Source organism: Roseovarius pelagicus (assembly GCF_025639885.1).
GTDB classification, from domain to species: Bacteria; Pseudomonadota; Alphaproteobacteria; order Rhodobacterales; family Rhodobacteraceae; genus Roseovarius; species Roseovarius pelagicus.
The window spans coordinates 3387356-3409162 of sequence record NZ_CP106738.1 but is presented as its reverse complement, the minus strand read 5'-3'; the positions used below and the strand labels follow the sequence as shown (position 1 = coordinate 3409162).

Below are 21807 nucleotides of genomic sequence, written 5' to 3'. Positions count from 1 at the left end.
CCCCTTTGGTCAGACCCAGTGCAGCAAAAAGGGCCAGTAGCCAGTCGAGTTGGCCTCAGGATTTGGGTATGGTTAAGAAAAGTTTAAGGCGCAAAACGGGCATTGACCGTAAACCGGCACCGATCCACGCGTTATCCTCACTTTCTTAGGGGAAAATGGAAACAATTACGCACGCTATGCATGTACGCCTCAATGGCTGTATCCGAATCGCGCGATATCATCCGCGCAAATATCTGCCAGCAGTTCGGCATCACGATCGCTGTAGTAACGGCGATAATCTGCATCACGATTGGACGCGTTGGCGCGTGGCAGGCTGAGCCGGAATCCCAGATGTGCCCAGAGCGGTGCAGCATCCTGCTCTAGGTGTTCGATGCGAATGTAGGCTCTGCAACGCTCGGACCCTGTGGCATCGATCATGTAATGCGCATAAGGGGTCGCCTTAAATGACGCTTTGGTCTGTGGGTGATGCAGGAACTCGGAGAAGCTCAATTGTCGCGACAACGTGACGGCAGGGTGGTCAAAGTGCTGCGCACGCAACCAATGATAGTAGCTGACCATCCGATCCCACGGATTGCGCACAAGCGTAAAGGTAAACGCTTCAGAAATCTGAGCCGTGCCAGCCAGACCATCTATATCAGCAAGGGTCGAATGCTTCCACAACCGCCCCGAGGTTTTCGCGTCTTTAAGCCGTTTGCGCCGACGCACCGCCTTGGGCGTGTCTCCGATCAGCACATCATCCTTCATCGCGCGCGTCTCCAGCGCCAGCGCCATAGCCGTGCCGCCAGTTTTGGGGATGTGTACGAATATGTAGTTTCGCCCGGCCGAAATGATCATGTGGATCACGCTAACTGCATTGTCGTCGCGCTGATAGGGGCATAGCCATGCCACAAAAAATGCAGGGCGGTTTCCCGCCCTGCATTATGAATCGCTCCGTCTGCTCTACGTCAGTGGAACTTCTTGATCTCACCCGACTTGAGGCGGCTCATGTAGCTGTTCATCTCACGCTTCACGATCGGCATCAGGCAATAGAGCGCCACGATGTTGACCACCGCCATCGCAAAGATCGCCGCATCCGAGAAGTCGATGACCGGACCAAGGCTGGCGGCCGCTCCGATGACGACAAAGACGCAGAAGATGATCTTGAAGACCAACTCTTTTGTTTTGCCCTCACCAAAGAGGAACGTCCACGCTTTCAGCCCGTAATATGACCAGCTGATCATCGTCGAGAAAGCAAAGAGGATCACCGCAATCGCAAGGATGTACTTGAACCAGCCAAACGAGGACGAGAACGCTGCCGATGTCAGAGCCACACCAGAGTTACCGTCAACGGTCTGAATCGCGCTGCCAGCTTCGTTCAGAATGTATAGACCGGTTTCTGGATCTGACATCAACTGACCAGTGATGATGATCACCAATGCAGTCATGGTACAGATTACGACCGTATCGATGAACGGCTCCAGCAGCGATACATACCCTTCTGTGATCGGTTCCTTGGTACGCACAGCCGAGTGCGCAATCGCAGCCGAACCAACGCCCGCTTCGTTCGAGAACGCGGCCCGCTTGAAGCCTTGGATCAACGCACCGACCATGCCGCCGGCAACGCCGAGACCTGTAAAGGCGCCCTCGAAGATCTGGCCAAATGCCCAGCCAATCTTGTCGAAGTTCAACAGCAGGATGACGATCGCGGTAGCGACATAGAGCACGCCCATGAACGGCACGATTTTCTCGGTGACTTTGGCGATGGATTGCAGCCCGCCGACGATAACCGCGAACACGATGCCCGCAAATACGACGCCTGTGATCCAGCCGGGATACTCACCGACCACATTGGTGATCTGCGCATGTGCCTGATTGGCCTGGAACATGTTACCGCCACCCAGCGCGCCAAGGATACAAAAGATCGAGAACAGGATCGCCATGAACTTGCCCAGTGGAAGACCGCGCTCCTCGAAGCCCTTGGTCATATAATACATCGGACCACCTGAAACGGTGCCATCCGGGTATTCGTTGCGATATTTCACACCTAGCGTACATTCTGTGAACTTCGATGCCATGCCCATAAGGCCGGCGAGAACCATCCAGAATGTGGCGCCCGGTCCACCAATGCCCACAGCGACCGCAACACCGGCGATATTACCCAGACCAACAGTACCTGAAAGGGCTGTCGCCAGCGCTTGGAAGTGGCTGACCTCACCGGCGTCGTTGGGATCAGAATAGTCACCTTTCACCAACGAGATCGAATGCGGAAACGCGCGGAATTGGACGAAACCGAAATATAGCGTGAAAATGGTGGCCCCGACGACCAGCCACAAAACGATCCACGGAAACGCCGTCCCGGGCAGCGGGGCAAAGATGAGATTGACGAACCAGCCGGTAGAACTGGCAAATATCTGGTTCACCTTGTCATCCAGCGATTGGGCCAGCGCGGGGGCAGATGCCGCCACAAGGCCCGTCGCGGCCAGCGCCGCGGATTTCATGAATTGTGTCATATGTCCCTCATTTTTTATTAGTTATGGAACGATCGTGACCGGTACGGTCGCGACCTGCGCCACGCTGCCTGCAACAGCACCAAAGAGCCGCGCAGCAATCCCGCTTCCACCGGTACGACCGATGATAATCTGGCTTGCGCTTTTCTCTGCCGCAATCGAACAGAGCGTATCGGCAGTTCGGCCATAGCGCAGCTCGGTCGTGACCTTGACACCTGTGTCGCTCAGGCGCTTGGTAAGCGGCTCGAGCACATGCTTGTTGGCACGATCCAATTCTTCCCCGCGACGCTTGTGACGTTCCTCCAACTCCGTTGGCGTCAGAAATGCGTAGGGTGACCATTCCAGAACATGGGCAACGATCAACTCCGCCTTCTCCGCCTTAGCGCGGTCGACGGCAAAGTTCAGCGCGCGCAGCGAGCTGTCACTGCCATCGTAACCGACGACGATTGTATTAGACATTACTTCCCTCCCTTTGGGTTTTGTCACGCCCCTATGGGCGTTCCACCACTCTACGTGATTGTCAAATGTAAATGGCGCTCTCTTTTCTGTCCATTTGAGAATTTTTCTGTAAACTTCCCTTGATTTCGGCCCATAATTGAGAAATTTTTGCGATATGAGCATTACAACGCGGATTCTTTCCATACTTCAGCATGATAGTCAGATTTCAATGGCCCGCCTGTCAGAACGGGTCGGGCTGTCGCTTTCAGCCTGTCACAGGCGCGTCAAAAATCTAGAAGCCGATGGCACAATCGAGGGGTATGGCGCCCGGTTGAATCGCGAGGCGCTTGGACTTGAAATTCAGGTGTTCATTGAGGTTCGGCTCGCCAGCCAACGACAGGAAGAAATCAGTGCCTTCGAAGCGGCAATCGCACGGATGCCCGAGATTTTGGAATGTCATCTGGTCTCGGGCGAGCTGGACTACCTGATGCGCGTTGCTGCCCGCAATACGTCTGACTACGCAGAATTGTACCGCACCCGGCTCTCGCAAATTCCTGGTGTCTCTCAGTTGAAAACCCTGATGAGCCTGTCGACGGTCAAAGAATTTCGCGGCTACCATCTATGTTGACGGCAGCGGTGGATACCGGATGATTTTCAGATTTCGAACCGCTAGGCAGTGTAGGCCCCCATTTTGGACAATAAAGGCGCATAAATACTTACCAATTGATCGACGCGCCAAACCCAATATCCTCAACCAGTCGAACGACGTGAGAATCAGATCAACTAGGAGAATCTAATGGGCTGGATGACGGACGAGACCGGGCTGGATAAGCGTTCAGCAAATTTCGTATCGCTCACGCCGCTATCACACCTGCGCCGCGCCGCTACATTGTTTCGCGACTACGAAGCGGTGATCTATCGGGACGTCCGCCGCACATACGGCGACTATTACGACCGCTGTACGCGGCTCGCTTCTGCGCTGAGTACGCTAGGTGTAAAATCCGGCGAGGTGGTCGCGACGCTTCTGCCCAATATCCCAGCCCATGCCGAGGCGCATTTCGGAGTACCCGCCACTGGTGCAGTGCTGAACACGATCAATACCCGGTTAGAGGTCGATACGGTCAGCTACATCTTTGATCACGGCGAAGCCAGAGTGGCGCTGGTCGACACCCAGTTCATTCCGTTGGTCGAAGCCGCCATAAAAGCGATGCAAGGGACCGCCCCGACGATCATCGAGGTGGCCGACCCGCAGGCCGGTCACCATGCCACAGGGCGCCACACAGAGTACGAGGGTTTTCTGGCTGCCGCAGATCCCAAATTCGATTGGGTGATGCCCGAGGACGAATGGGAGAGCATCGCGCTGAACTACACATCCGGCACCACGGGACGACCCAAAGGCGTCGTGTGCCACCACAGGGGCGCCTACCTGATGACCATGGGCACCGCGATAAGCTGGCAGATGACACGCCATCCACGCTATTTGACGATCGTGCCGCTGTTTCACTGCAACGGCTGGAATCATACTTGGATGATGCCACTACTGGGCGGGACGGTGATCTGTTGCCGCGACATCACGGCCCGCGCAATCTATGATGCCATCGCCGACGAGGGCGTGACCCATTTCGGAGGCGCACCCATTGTCCTTAACACCATCGTCAACGCCAAGGACGCGGACAGGCGCGCATTCGACCACATCGTAGATGTCTTCACCGCCGGTGCCCCGCCGCCTGCCGCCACATTGCGCGCGATCGAACCGCTCGGGTTCAAGGTCACGCAGGTTTATGGCCTGACCGAAACCTACGGGCATGTGACCGAATGTATGTGGCACGGGGCATGGGATGATAAATCCGATGAAGAACGCTATGCAATCAAGGCGAGGACCGGCGTGCCAATGTGCATGGCCGAGGACATCACCGCGATGGATTCCGAAACAATGACCCAGACCCCGAAAGACGCCACGTCGCAAGGCGAGATTATGATACGCGGCAACACAGTGATGAAGGGGTATCTGAAAAACCCGGAAGCTACCGAAGAGGCATTCCGGGGGGGGTACTTCCATTCCGGCGACATTGCGTTGCAACATCCCGACAGCTACCTTCAGATAGCTGATCGCGCCAAGGATATCATCATCTCCGGTGGCGAAAACATTGGCTCTGTCGAAGTCGAAGGTGTGCTTATGACCCACCCGGCAGTCCTGCTTTGCGCCGTGGTGGCCAAACCCGACGAGAAATGGGGAGAAGTACCCTGCGCATTTGTGGAACTGAAAGAAGGCGCCCAGACCACCGAAGCAGATGTCATCGCCTATGCGCGCGAGCGTCTCGCAGGGTTCAAAACGCCAAAGAGAATTGTATTCGAAGAACTGCCAAAAACGTCGACAGGAAAAATTCAGAAGTTCGAGTTGCGTGAACGTGCAAAAGACCTCTGAACTCATGGCTTTGTATGAAATTCGGTATGACGGTAACGATGCTCCCGCAATTGAGCGATCAGATGTAACGTGCTAGGCTGCGTTCAAAGAGGCGAAGCAGGCCCGGCACATAATGACCGCACTCCGTGAATATGATCGGCTAGAAGCCTCTGGGCTATGGCGCTCCGCACCCGATGCCCAGCGCAGCGAAGTCGTCGTTTCTATCGGCGATGCGACGTTGATCATCAGCGATATGCGCGACCGTGCGCTGACGCATTGGTCTATCCCAGCCATTACTCGGTCTAACCCCGGCCACCGTCCGGCGATTTATCATCCTGACGGCGATCCCGGCGAAACGCTGGAATTGGCGGCCTCCGAGGCCGCAATGATTGATGCCATTGAGAAGTTGCGCGCCGCAGTCGAGCGTCGGCGCCCACACCCCGGACGACTACGGTTGATGGTCTTGCTGGGCTCGATGCTGATGGCTGTCGCTGTGGCGGTATTCTGGCTGCCTAATGCCGTGCGCGATCATGCGGTGTCCGTCGTGCCTGCTGTAAAGCGCGCCGAAATCGGTCGCGCCCTGCTGATGCATATGTTGCCGGTCACGGGCCCGCCATGCGGGGCGGCCGGTGGCCCCGCCGCGCTGTCAAAGCTTGCCACACGTCTGCCATCCGAAGACCGCACCGCCGATTTGATGGTCGTCCGCAGCGGTGTCGCAAATGCCACCACACTGCCCGGCGGTACAATCGTGCTAAATCGCTCACTGGTCGAAGACCACGAGGAACCGGATGTGATCGCAGGCTACATCATTGCCGAACGTCTGCGCGCGCGGGCGCACGATCCACTGGACCGACTGTTAGAGCATGCAGGACTGATTGCCACCTTTCGCCTGATGACCACGGGCCATCCCGGCGAAACAGCGTTGGCTCGTTACGCTGAACATCTTCTGACGGCCCCTCCTGCACCATTGGACGACGAGGTGTTGCTTGACGGATTTCGCGCGTGGTCTGTGCGCTCGACGCCCTATGCCTATGCGCGTGACATTTCAGGGGAAACAGTGCTGCCACTGATCGAGGCGGACCCTTTTGGAGGAGCCGCACCAGAAGCGATCCTCAGCGATGGTGACTGGCTGCGCTTGCAAGGAATCTGTGGCAGCTAGCCCAAAGAGGATTGCGTATTCCCTGATTCAGGAAAAGCCCAAAACAAAAGACGTTAACCAAAGAAAACGGGCCAACCCGGCAAAAGGTCGGCCCGAAACATCATTCAGGAAACGCAACGCTCGTTACTTGCGCAACTTTGCGTTGCCAAAGCCCGCACCCTGTACGCGCGACAGTGCCGAGTTGAGCTGTGATTGGCTATTGAACGGTCCGGCCAGCAGCAGGCTGTAGGTCTGCCCATTCCGCCGCATCGTGCCGAGCCGTGCCGGCAGCCCTGCCCCCGCAATTCTCTGTGCCGCCTGTTGTGCCTGCGCGCGGGACGAATAAACCCCGGCCTGCACGAACCGGTGGCTGGCCGCACGCTGCGACTGGCTTGTGACGGTCGCACTGGATTTGGTCGATACGGTCGCCGTTTGCGTAGCATAGGCTGGCGCAGCACTGGTCGTCGCCATTCCGTAGCCACGGGCCTGCTGTGTCGCATAGGCTGTCGAAACATTGGCACGCTTTTGTTGTTCATAGCTGGTGTAGGGGTACATCAGTCCGGGATAGTCCTGCGTGACCACCTGCCCTGTGTCGCGGATGATCAGACGCCGCGGCAGGGTTTTGGTCCAGACAACGTCCATCTGCGCCTTACCCTCAAAGGTCTGATGCGTACGGTGCGGGTTAAGCCTGCCGTCCATCCAAACTCGTTTGTATCCTTCTGGCACACCATTGAGGCCACGATAGCTGGCGACCTGATTTTCATAGACATGCTTGGGCGCGATACGTGTCGTAGTGGTGGTGTATGCTGGGCTAGGCTGCGCTGCATAGGCCGCGGCAGCGGGCTTGTAGCTGGGTGCCTGATAGCTTGGCGCAGTGTATGTCGGCGCCTGTGTATAGACGGGTGCAGGCGCGACACGACGAGGTGCAGCGGAATTGTCAGCGTAGGTGATATGGCCTGCGGACTGAGGTCCACAGCGAACCGCATGTTTTCCGGCCATATAGCGCTGCGAAACCGCACTGCGTCCGGCACAGCCCGACGGGGCCTGAACGACGCGGCGCTTCGGTTGCGGAGCCGCAGCCACCACTGGCGTGGGCGCAGGGGCAGGAGCAACCAATACCGGAGCAACGCTGCGTTTGGGTGCTGTCACGACGACAGGGTTGGACGCTGGTGCACGTGCGACGCGTCTGGTACTGGCTGTCACAGGCGCTGGCGCCGGTGCTGCCCGCACGACGCGAGGCGCCGGTTTTGGCGCCGGAGCGACCGCAACCACCGTGGCGGGCTTGGCGGCAGGCGTAGCCACTGGTTCAGGTGCACGGCGCGCTGTCGCCAGCGATGGCTGAAAACCACAAACTACTGTTCGGCTGCGCGAAACACGCGGCACCCACGTTACATTCCCGTCGATCCCGGCGCGGATGAATACACAGCCTTTGCTGTCTACATATTGTCGACCGGTATAGGACGAGGGCGGAAATTCGGCAGGCTCGCCAGAATCTTTCAGCGTCTTTGCCTGAACATAGCTCAGGCCACATGACGCTGCGATAACTGCGAGTGCAATGACTCTCGTTATTTTCATTTTGTCCCCACAAGATGTGGGAAAACTCTGCCTTAATTCAAACCCTGAGTAAACAGGCAAGCAGCCTATTTTGTGCCAAACATGCGGTCACCCGCATCTCCTAGCCCGGGAAGGATGTATCCAATGTCATTCAGACGCTCATCTAACGAGGCCGTCACAATCGGAACATCGGGGTGTGCCTCTTTCATCCGCGCAACCCCTTCAGGCGCGGCCAGCAAACATAGAAAACGGATATCCTTGGCGCCTGCCTGTTTCAGCAGGTCCACGGCCGCTGCTGAGGAATTGCCCGTGGCGAGCATTGGATCAACCACGATCACCAGCCGTTTTTCCAGCATATCCGGTACTTTAAAGTAATATTGCACCGGCTTTAGCGTTTTCTCGTCGCGGTAAAGCCCGACAAACCCGACCCGAGCCGAGGGGATCAGCTCCAACATGCCATCCAGCAATCCGTTACCGGCACGCAGAATCGAAATCAGCGCCAGCTTGCGCCCTGCCAGCGTCGGCGCTTCCATCTCCTCCATCGGCGTCTCGATGTTCTTGGTGGTCATTGGCAGCTCATACGTGACCTCATAGGCCAGCAGCTGACTGATTTCGCGCAACAGCTGGCGAAACACCGCCGTCGAGGTATCTTTCTCCCGCATCAAAGTCAGCTTGTGCTGAACAAGCGGGTGTTTGACGATTGTGAGATGCTCTTGCATTGGGGTTCCTCCGGGCTGGCGTATGCGCTGCTTTTAGTCACTTGCACTGCCCAAGGGCAATGGCCAGCGCGATAGATCACAAGAAACTGCGCCCCTGCCCGTGCGAAGGCACACCCAGATGCATCGCGACACTAGCCGCGACATCGGCCATCAATACCTGCCCCAATGCGCCCGTGCCGCACCCGGCGATCAGGACCGGCACGCGTTCTCTGGTATGGTCAGTCCCCGCCCAGGTCGGGTCATTTCCGTGATCGGCAGTGATCAGCAGCATATCACCCAGACGCAGCCGGGTCATCGCCACGCCTAACCAATCATCGAACCGACGCAACGCCTCGGCATAACCCTGCGGGTCACGCCGATGGCCGTAGTCACTGTCGAACTCGACGAGGTTTGCGAAGGTCAGGCTACCCTCCTCCGCCGTGCCGATCAGGTCGGTTATTGCCCGCAGCAGCGCCTCATCCGTCCCCTTCACCACATCGTCAATGCCGCGCATCGAGAATATATCGCCAACCTTTCCCACGGCATGCACGCAACGTCCTGCGTCATGGACCCAGTCGCACAGTGTCGGCGCAGGCGGTGCAATCGCAAAATCCCGGCGTCCAGACATACGGTGAAACCCGGTCTCTGGACTGCCGGTAAAGGGTCGTGCAATGACCCGCCCCACATTCATTGCATGTAATCTGGGTGCAACCGCCGCACAAAGAGCGTGAAGCCGCGCCAGATCGAACACCGCATCATGCGCAGCGATTTGAAAAACGCTGTCGACAGACGTGTAACAGATCGGCCAGCCCGTCCGCAGATGCGCGTGCCCTAGCCGTTCGATGATCTCGGTGCCGGACGCATGACAATCCCCCAAGATCCCTGCCGTACCTGCCGCCGTGGCCACCGCTTGTGACACGTCCAATGGAAAGGCCGGATCAGCATCAGGAAAGTAATGCCAGTCCCACGGAACCGGCACCCCAGCCAGATCCCAATGACCGGATGGCGTATCCTTGCCTCGCGACGTCTCCGTTGCGGCCCCCCAACGCCCCTGCGGCGTGGTGCCCAGACCCGGCGCATCCGCCCCAGAGGAAAGCGCAACCGCCGCGCCCAACCCCAGTGCATCAAGATGCGGCAAATGTAACCCGCCCACCGCCTGCGCGATATGCGCCACCGTGTTCGAGCCGGTATCAGGAATTTCACCGTTAAAATACTGGTCGGCATCCGGAGCGCCACCGATACCCACCGAGTCGAGGACGATAAGAAACGCGCGCGCCATCAGCCTATCCGGGCCTGAACCAACTCAGGCACCGGCGCGGGCGCGGCACTGATCGCAATTGTCTGTCGTAGCGCGGCCTCAGCCCGATCTGCATTGGCAACACGCGCCGCATGGATACGGCAAACAGCCTGCCCGGCGACGACCCGTGTGCCCAGCGGCAAAACATCACTCAATCCAACCGATGGATCGACCGGGTCGCTCTCAACCTGCCGTCCTCCGCCAAGATCGACCACGATCATACCCAGCGAGGTGCCCTCCATGGCTGTAACATAGCCATCGCGCCAGGCAGGTACCTCTCGGATCACAGTTGCTTCGGGCAGGAAACGCTGCCAGTCCTCAACAAAGCGAACCGGCCCGCCCATCGCGACCACCATCCGGCCAAAACACTCGGCGGCACTTCCGTCGGCAATCGCCGTCAAAACGCCGTTGGCGCCATCCTCCACCGTTGCGACGAGACCCGCGCGCTGCAACAACACGCCGCCCAGCGTGATACTCAACTCTGCAAGCCGCCCTGTCCGCCCCCCCGTCAGGACCTGCATCGCTTCGGCGACCTCCAGCGCGTTGCCCAATGCGGGCGCAAGTGGCTGGCTCATGTCGGAAATCACTGCGCTCGTCCGACATCCGGCGGCATTGGCCGTCTCGCACAGCGCCTCTGCCAAGGCGCGCGCGTCCTCGGCGCGCGCCATGAATGCTCCACTGCCCGTTTTCACATCCACCACCAGCGCATCCAGCCCGGCCGCCAGTTTCTTCGACAGAATGGAGGCGCAAATCAAATCAATGCTGTCCACGGTCGCGGTCACGTCGCGCACGGCATAAAGCCGGGCATCGGCGGGTGCGATTTGCGCACTGGCCGCCGCAATGGCACAACCTGCGTGCGAAACGGTTCGGCGCAGTTGCGCCTCGCTCAAGCGGGTGGACAGGCCCGGTATTGCCTCCAGCTTGTCCAACGTCCCTCCGGTGTGGCCCAACCCCCGACCCGAGATCATCGGCACTGCCGCGCCGCAGGCGGCCAGAGCCGGGGCCAGCACCAGACTGACGCAATCACCGATCCCGCCGGTGGAATGCTTGTCAATCACCGGTCGGTCCAGATCCCACTTCAGCTGCGCACCGCTGTCGCGCATCGCCAATGTCAGTGCTTTGCGCCCGCCCCCCCGAGGCCGCGCAAACGCACCGCCATGGCAAAGGCCCCCGCCTGCGCATCGCTTACTGCACCGTTAGCCAGCCCTTGTGCAAACTCGTGCAGCGCATCTGCACCCGGATCGACCCCGTCCCGCAGGGCCGTAATGATCTGACGCGTATCCATCGGCTAGCCTATTGCCATCTGGTCCGCGCCAAAGGCTCCTGGCAGCAAATCACGCAGCAAGGCAGTCTGGGTTTGCCCGTCCAGCGTATGCATGGAGACACAAACATCACCCTGACCAAATTCCTTCAGCTTCTGGCGGCAGCCACCACATGGCGCGACCGGCGCCGGTCCACCCGCGATCACGACCACTTCGGTAATCACTATGTCACCACCGGCGATCATCGCCGCTATAGCACCGGCTTCGGCACAGGTGCCCTCAGGATAGGCGACATTCTCGACGTTGCACCCTGCGTAAATCTTGCCTGAATTCGCGCGGATTGCCGCTCCGACACGAAAGCCCGAATATGGGGCATAGGCCATCTCTCGCACTTTTGTCGCCGCATCCAGTAAATCCATGACTGCCCTCCCTACCGCACCATGCAATGATTGCGCCCAGCAGTCCAAAGATGCAAGCTAGAGCCAGATATGCGGAAACGGCTCATACCAAACGAAATTCTTGGTAAAGCAGCTTATCGCCAAATAATTTACGCGCAGGGGACAGGAAATGAACGACAACACCACTGATAATGCCCGACAGGCAGCCCTGAATTATCATGAGTTTCCCAAACCCGGCAAACTGGAGGTTCGCGCGACCAAACCTCTGGCAAACGGTCGTGATCTGGCACGCGCCTATTCTCCGGGCGTTGCCGAGGCGTGCCTCGAAATCAAAGAAGACCCGGCCAACGCCAGCCGCTACACTGCGCGCGGCAATCTCGTTGCGGTCGTCACCAACGGCACCGCCGTTCTTGGCCTCGGCAATATCGGCGCATTGGCGTCCAAGCCAGTAATGGAAGGCAAGGCGGTTCTGTTCAAGAAGTTCGCCAATATCGACTGTTTTGACATCGAAGTAGACGAATCCGACCCCGAGAAATTGGCAGATATCGTATGTGCGCTCGGGCCAACCTTCGGCGCGATCAACCTCGAAGACATCAAGGCACCCGATTGTTTCATCGTCGAAAAACTGTGCCGCGAGCGGATGAATATCCCAGTTTTTCACGATGACCAGCACGGCACGGCGATTGTTGTCGGTGCTGCTGCAACCAACGCGCTGCATGTGGCAGGCAAGAAGTTCGAAGATATCAAGATCGTCTCGACGGGCGGCGGCGCTGCTGGCATCGCCTGTCTGAACATGCTGCTAAAGCTTGGGGTTCGTCGCCAGAACATCTGGCTCTGCGACATTCACGGACTGGTCTACGAGGGCCGGACCGAGGACATGAATCCGCAAAAGGCCGAATTCGCCCAGAAAACCGACCTGCGCACGCTGGACGAGGTGATTGACGAAGCCGACCTGTTCCTCGGGCTCTCGGGGCCGAATGTTTTGAAACCTGCAATGGCTGCTAAGATGGCAGATCGGCCGATCATCTTTGCCCTAGCCAACCCCAATCCGGAAATCATGCCCGATGCGGCCCGTGAAGTGGCCCCGAAGGCGATCATTGCGACGGGCCGCAGCGACTTTCCCAATCAGGTCAACAACGTGCTGTGCTTTCCGTTCATTTTTCGCGGCGCTCTGGATGTGGGCGCAACCGAAATCAATGACGCGATGCAGGTCGCCTGCGTCAAGGGTATCGCAGATCTGGCGCGTGCAACAACCAGTGCCGAAGCTGCCGCTGCCTATCAAGGCGAGGCGCTGACATTCGGGGCTGATTACCTCATCCCCAAGCCGTTCGACCCCCGTCTTTCGGGCATCGTGTCGACCGCTGTGGCCCGTGCGGCCATGGAAACAGGCGTCGCCACGCGTCCGATGGATGATCTGGTCGCCTACAAGGCGCGTCTCGATGCATCGGTGTTCAAGTCAGCGTTGCTGATGCGCCCGGTATTCGAGGCTGCCAGAAAAGAGGCCCGTCGCATCGTCTTTGCCGAGGGCGAAGACGAGCGCGTGCTGCGCGCAGCACAAGCCATACTGGAAGAAACGACCGAACGGCCGATCCTGATCGGCCGCCCATCGGTCATCGAACAACGATGCGAACGATTGGGTCTGGACATCCGACCCGGTATGGATTTCGATCTGGTAAACCCCGAAGACGATCCCCGTTACCGTGATTATTGGGGCAGCTATCACGAACTCATGCAGCGTCGCGGCATAACCCCGGATCTGGCCAAAGCGGTGATGCGGACCAACAGCACAGCAATCGGTGCGGTGATGGTGCATCGCGGTGAGGCCGATAGCCTGATCTGCGGCACGTTCGGCGAATACCGCTGGCACCTGAACTACGTGACACAAGTGCTCGGCAATGACGACTATCATCCCCAAGGCGCACTATCGCTGATGATCCTCGAGGATGGTCCCCTGTTCATCGCCGACACGCATGTTAGCACCTTCCCTAGCCCCGAATACCTAAAGAACGTCGCCATCGGTGCCGCGCGCCATGTGCGCCGTTTCGGGATCGAGCCAAAGATCGCCTTCTGTTCGCAGTCGCAATTTGGCAATCAGGGTGAGGATTCCGGCAAGCGTCAGCGCGCCGCTATGCGGTTGCTGGACGCCACCCCGCGCGACTTCTGCTACGAAGGGGAAATGAACGTTGATGCGGCTCTTGATGCTGATCTGCGCGCGAGGCTGCTGCCGGATAACCGGATGGAAGGGTCCGCGAATGTGCTGATCTTTTCCAACGCTGACGCGGCTTCGGCGGTGCGTAACATCCTCAAGATGAAAGGCGGCGGACTGGAGGTTGGCCCGATCCTGATGGGTATGGGCAACCGGGCGCATATTGTTTCCCCCGGCGTGACAGCGCGCGGATTGCTGAACATGGCCGCTATCGCAGGAACGCCGGTTGCGCATTACGGGTAGAATCGATTCGGGCAAGTTAGCAGCGAGGTATTTGCAGATTTGCAAAATCGAAAAGCACACTTTGGGAAAGTGTCCATAAAAAAGGTGTTTGCAAAAATTTGCAGTGATCAAAGCGGCGGATATGCAAATTTCTGCGTCCTTCCGCCGCGCAGGGCCGCATCGCACTTGTCCGGATGACACCCCGGCCCTAACACGAAGCTAGGCCTTGGAGGAGGATACAATGGCATACAAAGACGTCTATGACAGTTGGAAAGCTGACCCCGAAGCGTTCTGGATGCAGGCCGCCGAAGCCATCGACTGGGACCGCAAGCCTAGCAAGGCCCTCTTTGACGACAACGCACCAATCTACGAATGGTACAGCGACGGTATGGTGAACGGTTGTTACAACGCGGTGGATCGACATGTCGAAAACGGCCGCGGCGAACAGGCCGCGATCATCTATGACAGCCCCATCACCCATACCAAGCGCGAGATATCTTATGTCGAGCTGCGCAACCGCGTTGCCACGCTGGCCGGTGCCCTGCGCGCCAAGGGTGTCGAGAAAGGCGACCGGGTCATCATCTACATGCCGATGATCCCCGAAGCGATCGAGGCAATGTTGGCCTGCGCACGTCTGGGGGCGGTCCACTCTGTCGTTTTCGGGGGCTTCGCCAGCAGCGAACTGGCCGTCAGGATTGATGATTGCACACCCAAAGCGATCATCGCCGCCTCTTGCGGCCTCGAACCGGGTCGTGTCGTGCATTACAAGCCGCTGCTGGATGGCGCTGTCGAACAAGCCACCCACAAGCCCGATTTCTGCGTAATATTCCAGCGCGAACAAGAAGTCGCGGACCTGATCGAGGGTCGCGACGTGAACTGGCACGGCTTTCAATACGGGGTTGAGCCCGCCGAATGTGTGCCGGTCGAGGGCAACCACCCCGCCTATATCCTCTACACGTCCGGCACGACCGGCGCGCCGAAGGGTGTTCTGCGTCCTACGGGCGGACATTTGGTCGCGCTGAACTGGACGATGAAGAATTTCTACAATGTTGATCCGGGCGATGTATTCTGGGCGGCGTCAGACGTTGGTTGGGTCGTCGGACACAGCTATATCTGCTACGGGCCTCTTGTGCATGGCAACACCACGGTCGTCTTTGAGGGTAAACCGGTCGGCACTCCTGACGCCGGTACATTCTGGCGGGTGATCAGCGAACATAACGTGCGCAGTTTCTTTACCGCCCCGACCGCAATTCGCGCGGTAAAGCGCGAAGATCCCAAGGGCGAGTTCATCGGAAAGTACGACCTGTCGTGCTTGCGTGCGCTCTATCTCGCAGGAGAAAGAGCGGATCCCGACACGATCGAATGGGCCCAAGAGAAACTGGACAAGCCGGTTTACGATCACTGGTGGCAAACCGAATCCGGCTGGCCGATGGTCGGCAACCCCGCCGGACTTGAAGCGCTGCCTGTCAAAATCGGATCGCCCACTGTTCCGATGCCCGGCTACGATGTGCAGATCCTTGATGACGGTGGCCGCCCAATGAAGCCTAATGAACTGGGCGCCATTGCCATCAAACTGCCCCTGCCCCCCGGCACGTTGCCCTCCCTGTGGAATGCAGAAGATCGGTACCGCAAATCCTACCTAACCACCTTTCCGGGGTATTACGAAACCGGCGATGCAGGCATGATCGACGAGGATGGATACCTCTACATCATGGCGCGCACCGATGACGTGATCAACGTGGCTGGTCACCGTCTCAGCACCGGCGCGATGGAGGAAGTTCTGGCCAGTCATCCGGATGTAGCCGAATGTGCCGTGGTTGGGGTCTCGGATCAGCTGAAGGGGCAGATGCCCGTCGGGTTCGTTTGCCTCAGCAAGGGCGTTAATCGCCCACACGCCGAGATCACGTCTGAATGCGTGAAACTTGTTCGTGACCGCATTGGACCTGTCGCCGCATTTAAACTGGCACTGGTGGTAGAGCGCCTGCCAAAGACCCGTTCAGGCAAAATCCTGCGCGCAACAATCGTCAAAATTGCCGACAATCAGGAATTCAAGCTGCCAGCGACGATTGATGACCCCGCAATTCTGGACGAGATCAAAGAGGCGCTGCAAACAATCGGGTACGCGAATTAGGCAATGTCTTGTTGTCACCCTCGGCATGCAGACGGGCAACGAAAAGGGTGGCCCCGACAGGGACCACCCACATGACACACACTTGTGCTGACAAGCGTCAGTGCTTGGCGGCGAACTCGTCAACCTGACGTTCAGCTTCGTCTTTGGCGATACCGTATTTCTTCTGGATCAGGCCCACAAACTGCTCGCGTTTGCCTTCTGCTTGATCCACTTCGTCGTCGGTCAACTCTCCCCAGTTTTCGCGGACAGAGCCTTTGAATTGCTTCCAGTTGCCTTCGATACGATCCCAGTTCATCACATATCTCCTTTTCTACTCGGGCGAGACATTGGCGCAGCGACCATCGCTGTCCTGGTCTTCGGGGATAAAACTCCAGCATCCATGAGCTGGTTCCGCACAGACCAAAGAAAAAGAAGGGAATCAGACGAATTGTTCGCGCAACAATCGCTCTTCGAGCCCGTGACCGGGGTCAAAAAGGATGCGATGTCCGATGGTTGGCTCTGATTTTATTTCAACCCATAGAACATTTTCTACCCATCGGCTGTCCGCCACCGCCATGACGGGACGTTTTTCCGGATCGATCACGTCGAAACGAACCGCCGCAGTCTTGGGTAACAGCGCACCACGCCAGCGTCGCGGGCGAAACGCCGCGACAGCCGTGAGCGCCAGAACGTCGGATCCGATCGGCAATATCGGCCCGTGCGCAGAGTAATTATAGGCAGTAGACCCAGCAGGCGTAGCTACCAGTGCGCCGTCACATACCAGCTCTTCGAGCCGCAGATGCCCATCTACAGTGATCCGCAGTTGCGCCGTCTGCAGGCCCCCCTCGCAACAAGGAAACCTCGTTGATCGCCAATGCGCGGTGAAGCGTACCATCCGCCGACTCGGCCTGCATCGCCAGCGGATTGATCACTTCCTCCTGGGCGGCGGCCAGTCGGTCAAGCAGATCGGATTCGCTATAGTCGTTCATCAAGAAACCGACTGTCCCGCGATTCATTCCGTAAACGGGCACTCCTAATTCCTGAGTGCGGTGCAAGGTGTGCAGCATGAAGCCATCCCCACCCAGCGCGACAACCACATCAGCGGCATCCTCTGACACCTCGCCAAACCGACACGCTAGTGCCGCGCGTGCAATCTGCGCAGTCGGGGCGTCACTGGCAAGAAAGGCGATCTTGGCTGTCATGGCACTCTGGTTCCGTTTCCGATCCAACGCATTTTGCGCCTAATGAAGCATACCTTCCCTCCCCTGCACCAGCGATGACGGTCCTGCAAGGGATTTTGTCGGTTTAGAGGCTTACACACCCGCTGGGTTTCCGATAGGAAATTCCGCAATTGCAACCTTCGACGGAGCCTGCCCCAATGTCCGATTCCGGTTTTTTCACCGAATCCCTAGCCTCACGCGATCCTGAAATTTTCGGCGCTGTCACAGACGAGCTTGGCCGTCAGCGCGATGAAATCGAGCTGATCGCCTCCGAGAACATCGTCTCTGCCGCCGTCATGCAGGCGCAAGGCACAGTTCTGACCAACAAATACGCCGAAGGCTATCCGGGGCGCCGCTATTACGGCGGGTGTCAGTATGTCGACGTGGCAGAAAACCTTGCCATCGACCGGGCCAAACAGCTCTTTGGTTGCGACTTTGCCAACGTGCAACCCAATTCAGGCAGCCAAGCCAACCAAGGCGTGATGCAGGCGCTGCTGCAACCGGGCGACACGATTCTGGGCATGAGCCTGGACGCGGGTGGGCACCTGACACACGGGGCCGCGCCCAACCAATCCGGTAAATGGTTTAACGCGATTCAATACGGCGTGCGTCGTCAGGACAATCTGCTGGATTACGATCAGGTCGAGGCGCTGGCCAAGGAACATAATCCCAAGATGATCATCGCGGGCGGCTCTGCCATTCCGCGTCAGATCGACTTCAAACGCATGCGCGAAATCGCGGACATGGTCGGCGCTTGGCTGCACGTCGACATGGCCCACTTTGCCGGTCTGGTGGCGGCGGGTGAACATCCCTCGCCCTTCCCACATGCGCATGTGGCCACCACCACCACGCACAAAACCCTGCGCGGTCCGCGCGGCGGCATGATCCTGACCAATGACGAGGCGCTGGCCAAGAAAATCAACTCGGCCATCTTCCCCGGTATTCAGGGCGGGCCGCTGATGCATGTGATCGCCGCCAAAGCTGTGGCCTTTGGCGAGGCACTGCGCCCTGAATTCAAGACCTACATTCAGCAGGTTCGCGCCAATGCCGTGGCGCTGGCCGATCAGCTGATGAAAGGCGGGCTTGATATCGTCACCGGCGGCACCGACACCCATGTTCTGCTGGTCGATCTGCGCCCCAAGAAAGTGACCGGCAACATCACCGACGCCGCACTGGGGCGTGCTCATATCACCTGCAACAAGAATGGCGTACCGTTCGACCCCGAAAAGCCGACCGTAACCAGCGGCGTGCGCCTAGGTACACCGGCAGGCACAACACGCGGCTTCAAAGAGGCCGAGTTCCGCCAGATCGCTGATTGGATTGTCGAAGTGGTCGATGGTCTGGCTGCCAACGGCCCCGACGGGAACGACGCGGTCGAGGCCAAAGTGCGTGGTGAAGTCGCCGAGCTTTGCGCGCGGTTCCCGCTCTATCCAGATCTCTGATCTAGGTGTAGGCCGGGCTATAGCCCGGCCTAAGCCCAAACACGTCTAACCGCGTAAACGCGCTGGACATCCGCGACTCTGTTCGCAACTACTCATCCCATGACCACCACCCGCCGAATAGAACGCGCCTTGGGCAACTGGATGCGCGCGCGTCTGCCTAACTGGTTGTCCGAGTTCACCATGTTTGTGCTGAAACAGGGCTGGTCAGCTCTCTTTGGCATCTCCTTGCTCCTCGGCATCCTGCTGACCAAAGCGATCTGGCAGGACGGCTGGACGTTTCAACGGTATGATGCACTCGTGTTGCTGGCGGTTGGGCTTCAGGCTCTCTTTCTCGTCTTCAAGCTGGAAACGTGGGAAGAGGCGCGCGTGATCGCCCTGTTTCACCTGACCGGTACTGCAATGGAGATATTCAAGGTCTACGCAGGTAGCTGGAGCTATCCCGAACCCGGCCTGTTAAAGGCATTCGGCGTACCGCTATTCTCTGGCTTCATGTATGCCGCGGTCGGCAGTTACATGGCGAGGGCAATCCGCGTATTCGAGATGCAGTTTGCCCCCTACCCACCCTTTTGGATGACGGTGGTTCTGGCATCGGCAATCTACATCAATTTCTTTGCACATCATTTTCTGCCCGACATCCGTATGCTGCTCTTTGCCGCCACGGTGCTGCTATATGCCCGTACAAGGATATGGTTTCGGATCGGCGAGAACGATTATTGGATGCCGCTGCCGTTGGCCGCATTTTTGTCCTCTATATTTCTCTGGTTGGCTGAAAATATCGGCACGATGACCGGCACTTGGGTCTATAGCGGACAAGCCCGCATGCAATTGGTCAGCTTTGGCAAAATGGGGTCTTGGTATCTGTTGTTATTCGTCAGTTTCGTCACTGTGACGCTGGTGGTGCGGCGGGTGCTGCATACCGCCGCGCTGATCAAACCAAACCGCGCCAGCGCAAAACCGCGATCAGAACGGCGACGGCTATCATCAGGTTGAACACCAAGCCGCCCGCCATACCCAGCAGCATACCCTTGCGGGCGTCGACCGGGTCAACATCCTCCAATTGACGGTTGATCTCGGTCAGGGCAGCGTCAATCTTGCCCGCGTCAAGGCGCGCGCGCAACTTGGGGTGCGCCATCCATCGTTCTGCTTCCGTCAGAACCTGACCGGCCCTGTGCCCCGATTTAGGCAACCGCCGCCCGGCACGGCGCAAACGCTTGTGCAGGCTTGACCCCCGCGCACCTAACTTGGCGCGCAGCGTTTCCATCAGCGCAGTGACGTCATGCCCGAAGCGGTCCTGATCAATCATTCTATTCGCTCTGTCATTGCAACCATCCAACACCTTACAGTGCGCGCGCATCGGTCTCAATATGTTGCGCATACACGTTGCATCGCCTCCTCGGCCCGGTCTTAGAAATATTTTGGGGCCAAACGACCCGGGCACATAAATCTGCCATTCAGATTTGACCTGAAACCGCTTATCTAGGCTGCATGCTGAATCTTATCGAACACGGAACCCGCACCGATCAGCCAAGCCTGCTGATTGCGCACGGCCTTTACGGATCCGCCCGCAACTGGGGCGTGATCGCCAAGCGTTTGTCGGATACCCGGCGCGTCGTTACCGTAGACATGCGCAATCATGGCGCCAGCCCTTGGATGGACAGCCACACATACGCCGACATGGCGTTCGATCTGGCCGAAGTGTTGGTGGCGCAGGACGGCCCGTTTGATGTTTTGGGTCATTCCATGGGCGGCAAGGCAGCCATGACGTTAGCCCTGCAGTACCCAGAGAATGTGGGCCGACTGATCGTCGCTGATATCGCGCCGGTGACGTATGAGCATAGCCAGATCCGATATGTCGATGCCCTCAAATCCGTAGACCTCACCGGGCTTGAAAAGCGCTCGGACGCAATTGACCGGATGAAGGACCTGATTGATGATCCCGCGCTCATCCCGTTCTTCTTGCAGTCTTTGGATGTGTCTGCCGGGCGCTGGCGTCTAAACCTCGACGCGTTGGGTGCTGCAATGCCAGACATCATGGGTTTCCCGCAGATCGACGCCGAGTTTACCCACCCCACGCTGTTTCTGTCAGGCGGAAAATCCGACTATGTTCAGCCCGAACACCGACCAGAGATCAAGCGTCTCTTTCCCAAAGCCCGGTTCGTCAAACTGCCCGAAGCGGGTCATTGGCTACATGCCGAGGCTCCACGCGCGTTCGAGGCGACAGTGCGGACCTGGTTGGAGCGCACTGGCTGACCCTTCTGCTGTGCGTGGTGTTTCCCGCTTACTCAACAAAGGCCGCACGGGCCTCTGAAAACCCATCAAGGGACAGCGGAATCTCCAGCTTCTTTTCAGGAGCGGCAACAAAAATCACCCGCGCACCATCCGCATCGCCCAGCGCATCCAACTGAACCGTGCCCATCCGACCCTGCGACACACAATGCGTTTTCTCACAATAGAGAAAGCGCGTCTTGACCAAAGCTTCGTCCGCGTCGGGATCGTCACTTTCAGTGGAGGATAAAACGAACCGGACGCCGTCTTGCAGAACCACCTTCAGCGGTGTCTGGATAACAATCCAGAAATCGTCCGCCAGCCCCAACTGACCAATTCCTAACTGAATAAGGGGGCGCTGCACATCATCCTCCCCCCGCACGGTGACTTGAGTGCGCATCTCGCATTGTTCAGCAGGTTTTTCTGCGCTGTCTGCCTTGGCAGGCGGTGCGATGCATTCTACCGTCCAATCACCAAACACCTCGGTCGTCCGTTTTGGCTGTTCCGCCTCCTGCGCATTTACTGATACGGCAAAACCGGCGCAGATCAGGCCGACGCTGATCGGCAGTGTGACGATAGATTTGACGATGGCAAACATTCTTGGCTCACTTTCGTTGGTCTGTCAGAAATGCCACGCACCAGCGGGCGCATCTATGTAGGCTACCTG

At 58.3% G+C, this 21807-nt stretch carries 18 protein-coding genes and 2 pseudogenes; 8 read left to right on the top strand and 12 right to left on the bottom strand.

Annotation, left to right across the window (positions count from 1 at the left end; genetic code table 11):
- Positions 1 to 189 precede the first annotated feature (189 nt).
- The 3 genes from N7U68_RS17915 to N7U68_RS17905 all read right to left on the bottom strand — a co-directional run bounded on the left by N7U68_RS17915 (position 190) and on the right by N7U68_RS17905 (position 2945).
- On the bottom strand, positions 190 to 834 hold the full coding sequence (locus tag N7U68_RS17915) for a sulfotransferase family 2 domain-containing protein (protein WP_263047699.1): 645 nt from the start codon (positions 832 to 834) through the stop codon (positions 190 to 192).
- A gap of 110 nt (positions 835 to 944) precedes the next feature.
- On the bottom strand, positions 945 to 2489 hold the full coding sequence (locus N7U68_RS17910) for an alanine/glycine:cation symporter family protein (protein WP_165193277.1): 1545 nt from the start codon (positions 2487 to 2489) through the stop codon (positions 945 to 947).
- Between the two features lie 21 nt (positions 2490 to 2510).
- The gene (locus N7U68_RS17905) at positions 2511 to 2945 is read right to left on the bottom strand and encodes a universal stress protein (protein WP_165193278.1); all 435 of its coding nucleotides are present in this window, start codon (positions 2943 to 2945) and stop codon (positions 2511 to 2513) included.
- Positions 2946 to 3099: 154 nt separating this feature from the next.
- Between N7U68_RS17905 and N7U68_RS17900 the strand changes: the two genes are divergently transcribed.
- The 3 genes from N7U68_RS17900 to N7U68_RS17890 all read left to right on the top strand — a co-directional run bounded on the left by N7U68_RS17900 (position 3100) and on the right by N7U68_RS17890 (position 6487).
- A complete protein-coding gene (locus tag N7U68_RS17900) occupies positions 3100 to 3552 on the top strand; it encodes an Lrp/AsnC family transcriptional regulator (RefSeq protein WP_165193280.1) in 453 nt (150 codons plus the stop codon).
- A 168-nt stretch (positions 3553 to 3720) separates the two neighbouring features.
- Entirely contained in the window at positions 3721 to 5349 is a 1629-nt protein-coding gene (locus N7U68_RS17895; RefSeq protein ID WP_263047698.1) for an AMP-binding protein, read from the top strand.
- 112 nt (positions 5350 to 5461) lie between these two features.
- Positions 5462 to 6487: a M48 family metalloprotease gene (locus tag N7U68_RS17890; RefSeq protein ID WP_263047697.1), complete on the top strand. Its 1026-nt coding sequence runs from the start codon at positions 5462 to 5464 to the stop codon at positions 6485 to 6487.
- Positions 6488 to 6610: 123 nt separating this feature from the next.
- Here N7U68_RS17890 and N7U68_RS17885 read toward each other — a convergent pair whose 3' ends face one another.
- From N7U68_RS17885 to N7U68_RS17865, 5 genes and pseudogenes are all read right to left on the bottom strand, one after another.
- On the bottom strand, positions 6611 to 8041 hold the full coding sequence (locus N7U68_RS17885; RefSeq protein WP_263047696.1) for an SPOR domain-containing protein: 1431 nt from the start codon (positions 8039 to 8041) through the stop codon (positions 6611 to 6613).
- A gap of 65 nt (positions 8042 to 8106) precedes the next feature.
- Positions 8107 to 8739: a uracil phosphoribosyltransferase gene (gene upp, locus N7U68_RS17880; protein WP_165193287.1), complete on the bottom strand. Its 633-nt coding sequence runs from the start codon at positions 8737 to 8739 to the stop codon at positions 8107 to 8109.
- Positions 8740 to 8815: 76 nt separating this feature from the next.
- Entirely contained in the window at positions 8816 to 9997 is a 1182-nt protein-coding gene (locus N7U68_RS17875) for a phosphopentomutase (protein ID WP_263047695.1), read from the bottom strand.
- Positions 9997 to 11300, bottom strand: a pseudogene (locus tag N7U68_RS17870) (thymidine phosphorylase). Before N7U68_RS17870 ends, N7U68_RS17875 begins: the two are co-directional and overlap by 1 nt.
- Positions 11301 to 11303: 3 nt before the next feature.
- Positions 11304 to 11696, bottom strand: a complete 393-nt coding sequence (locus N7U68_RS17865) for a cytidine deaminase (protein ID WP_263047694.1) — start codon at positions 11694 to 11696, stop codon at positions 11304 to 11306.
- Positions 11697 to 11844: 148 nt separating this feature from the next.
- On the opposite strand from N7U68_RS17865, the gene N7U68_RS17860 reads away from it, so the two are divergent.
- Positions 11845 to 14124: an NADP-dependent malic enzyme gene (locus N7U68_RS17860; protein ID WP_263047693.1), complete on the top strand. Its 2280-nt coding sequence runs from the start codon at positions 11845 to 11847 to the stop codon at positions 14122 to 14124.
- Between the two features lie 220 nt (positions 14125 to 14344).
- The gene (gene prpE, locus N7U68_RS17855) at positions 14345 to 16234 is read left to right on the top strand and encodes a propionate-CoA ligase PrpE (protein WP_263047692.1); all 1890 of its coding nucleotides are present in this window, start codon (positions 14345 to 14347) and stop codon (positions 16232 to 16234) included.
- A gap of 97 nt (positions 16235 to 16331) precedes the next feature.
- Here prpE and N7U68_RS17850 read toward each other — a convergent pair whose 3' ends face one another.
- Together N7U68_RS17850 and N7U68_RS17845 are read right to left on the bottom strand one after the other, a co-directional pair.
- A complete protein-coding gene (locus tag N7U68_RS17850; RefSeq protein WP_165193299.1) occupies positions 16332 to 16529 on the bottom strand; it encodes a CsbD family protein in 198 nt (65 codons plus the stop codon).
- Positions 16530 to 16652: 123 nt separating this feature from the next.
- Positions 16653 to 17415, bottom strand: a pseudogene (locus N7U68_RS17845) (NAD kinase).
- 176 nt (positions 17416 to 17591) lie between these two features.
- Between N7U68_RS17845 and glyA the strand changes: the two are divergent.
- Together glyA and N7U68_RS17835 are read left to right on the top strand one after the other, a co-directional pair.
- On the top strand, positions 17592 to 18875 hold the full coding sequence (glyA, locus tag N7U68_RS17840; RefSeq protein ID WP_165193303.1) for a serine hydroxymethyltransferase: 1284 nt from the start codon (positions 17592 to 17594) through the stop codon (positions 18873 to 18875).
- A gap of 99 nt (positions 18876 to 18974) precedes the next feature.
- Positions 18975 to 19865, top strand: coding sequence for a DUF817 domain-containing protein (locus tag N7U68_RS17835; RefSeq protein WP_263047691.1), 891 nt, complete (start codon positions 18975 to 18977; stop codon positions 19863 to 19865).
- On the opposite strand, the gene N7U68_RS17830 is transcribed toward N7U68_RS17835, so the two are convergent.
- A complete protein-coding gene (locus tag N7U68_RS17830; RefSeq protein ID WP_263047690.1) occupies positions 19804 to 20178 on the bottom strand; it encodes a hypothetical protein in 375 nt (124 codons plus the stop codon). The genes N7U68_RS17835 and N7U68_RS17830 overlap by 62 nt on opposite strands.
- Before the next feature lie 182 nt (positions 20179 to 20360).
- Here N7U68_RS17830 and N7U68_RS17825 point away from each other — a divergent pair, with 182 nt between their 5' ends.
- The gene (locus N7U68_RS17825; protein ID WP_263047689.1) at positions 20361 to 21125 is read left to right on the top strand and encodes an alpha/beta fold hydrolase; all 765 of its coding nucleotides are present in this window, start codon (positions 20361 to 20363) and stop codon (positions 21123 to 21125) included.
- 28 nt (positions 21126 to 21153) lie between these two features.
- Here the strand turns inward: N7U68_RS17825 and N7U68_RS17820 are convergent, their stop codons facing one another.
- Positions 21154 to 21738, bottom strand: a complete 585-nt coding sequence (locus N7U68_RS17820; RefSeq protein WP_165193308.1) for an invasion associated locus B family protein — start codon at positions 21736 to 21738, stop codon at positions 21154 to 21156.
- Between the last annotated feature and the right edge of the window lie 69 nt (positions 21739 to 21807).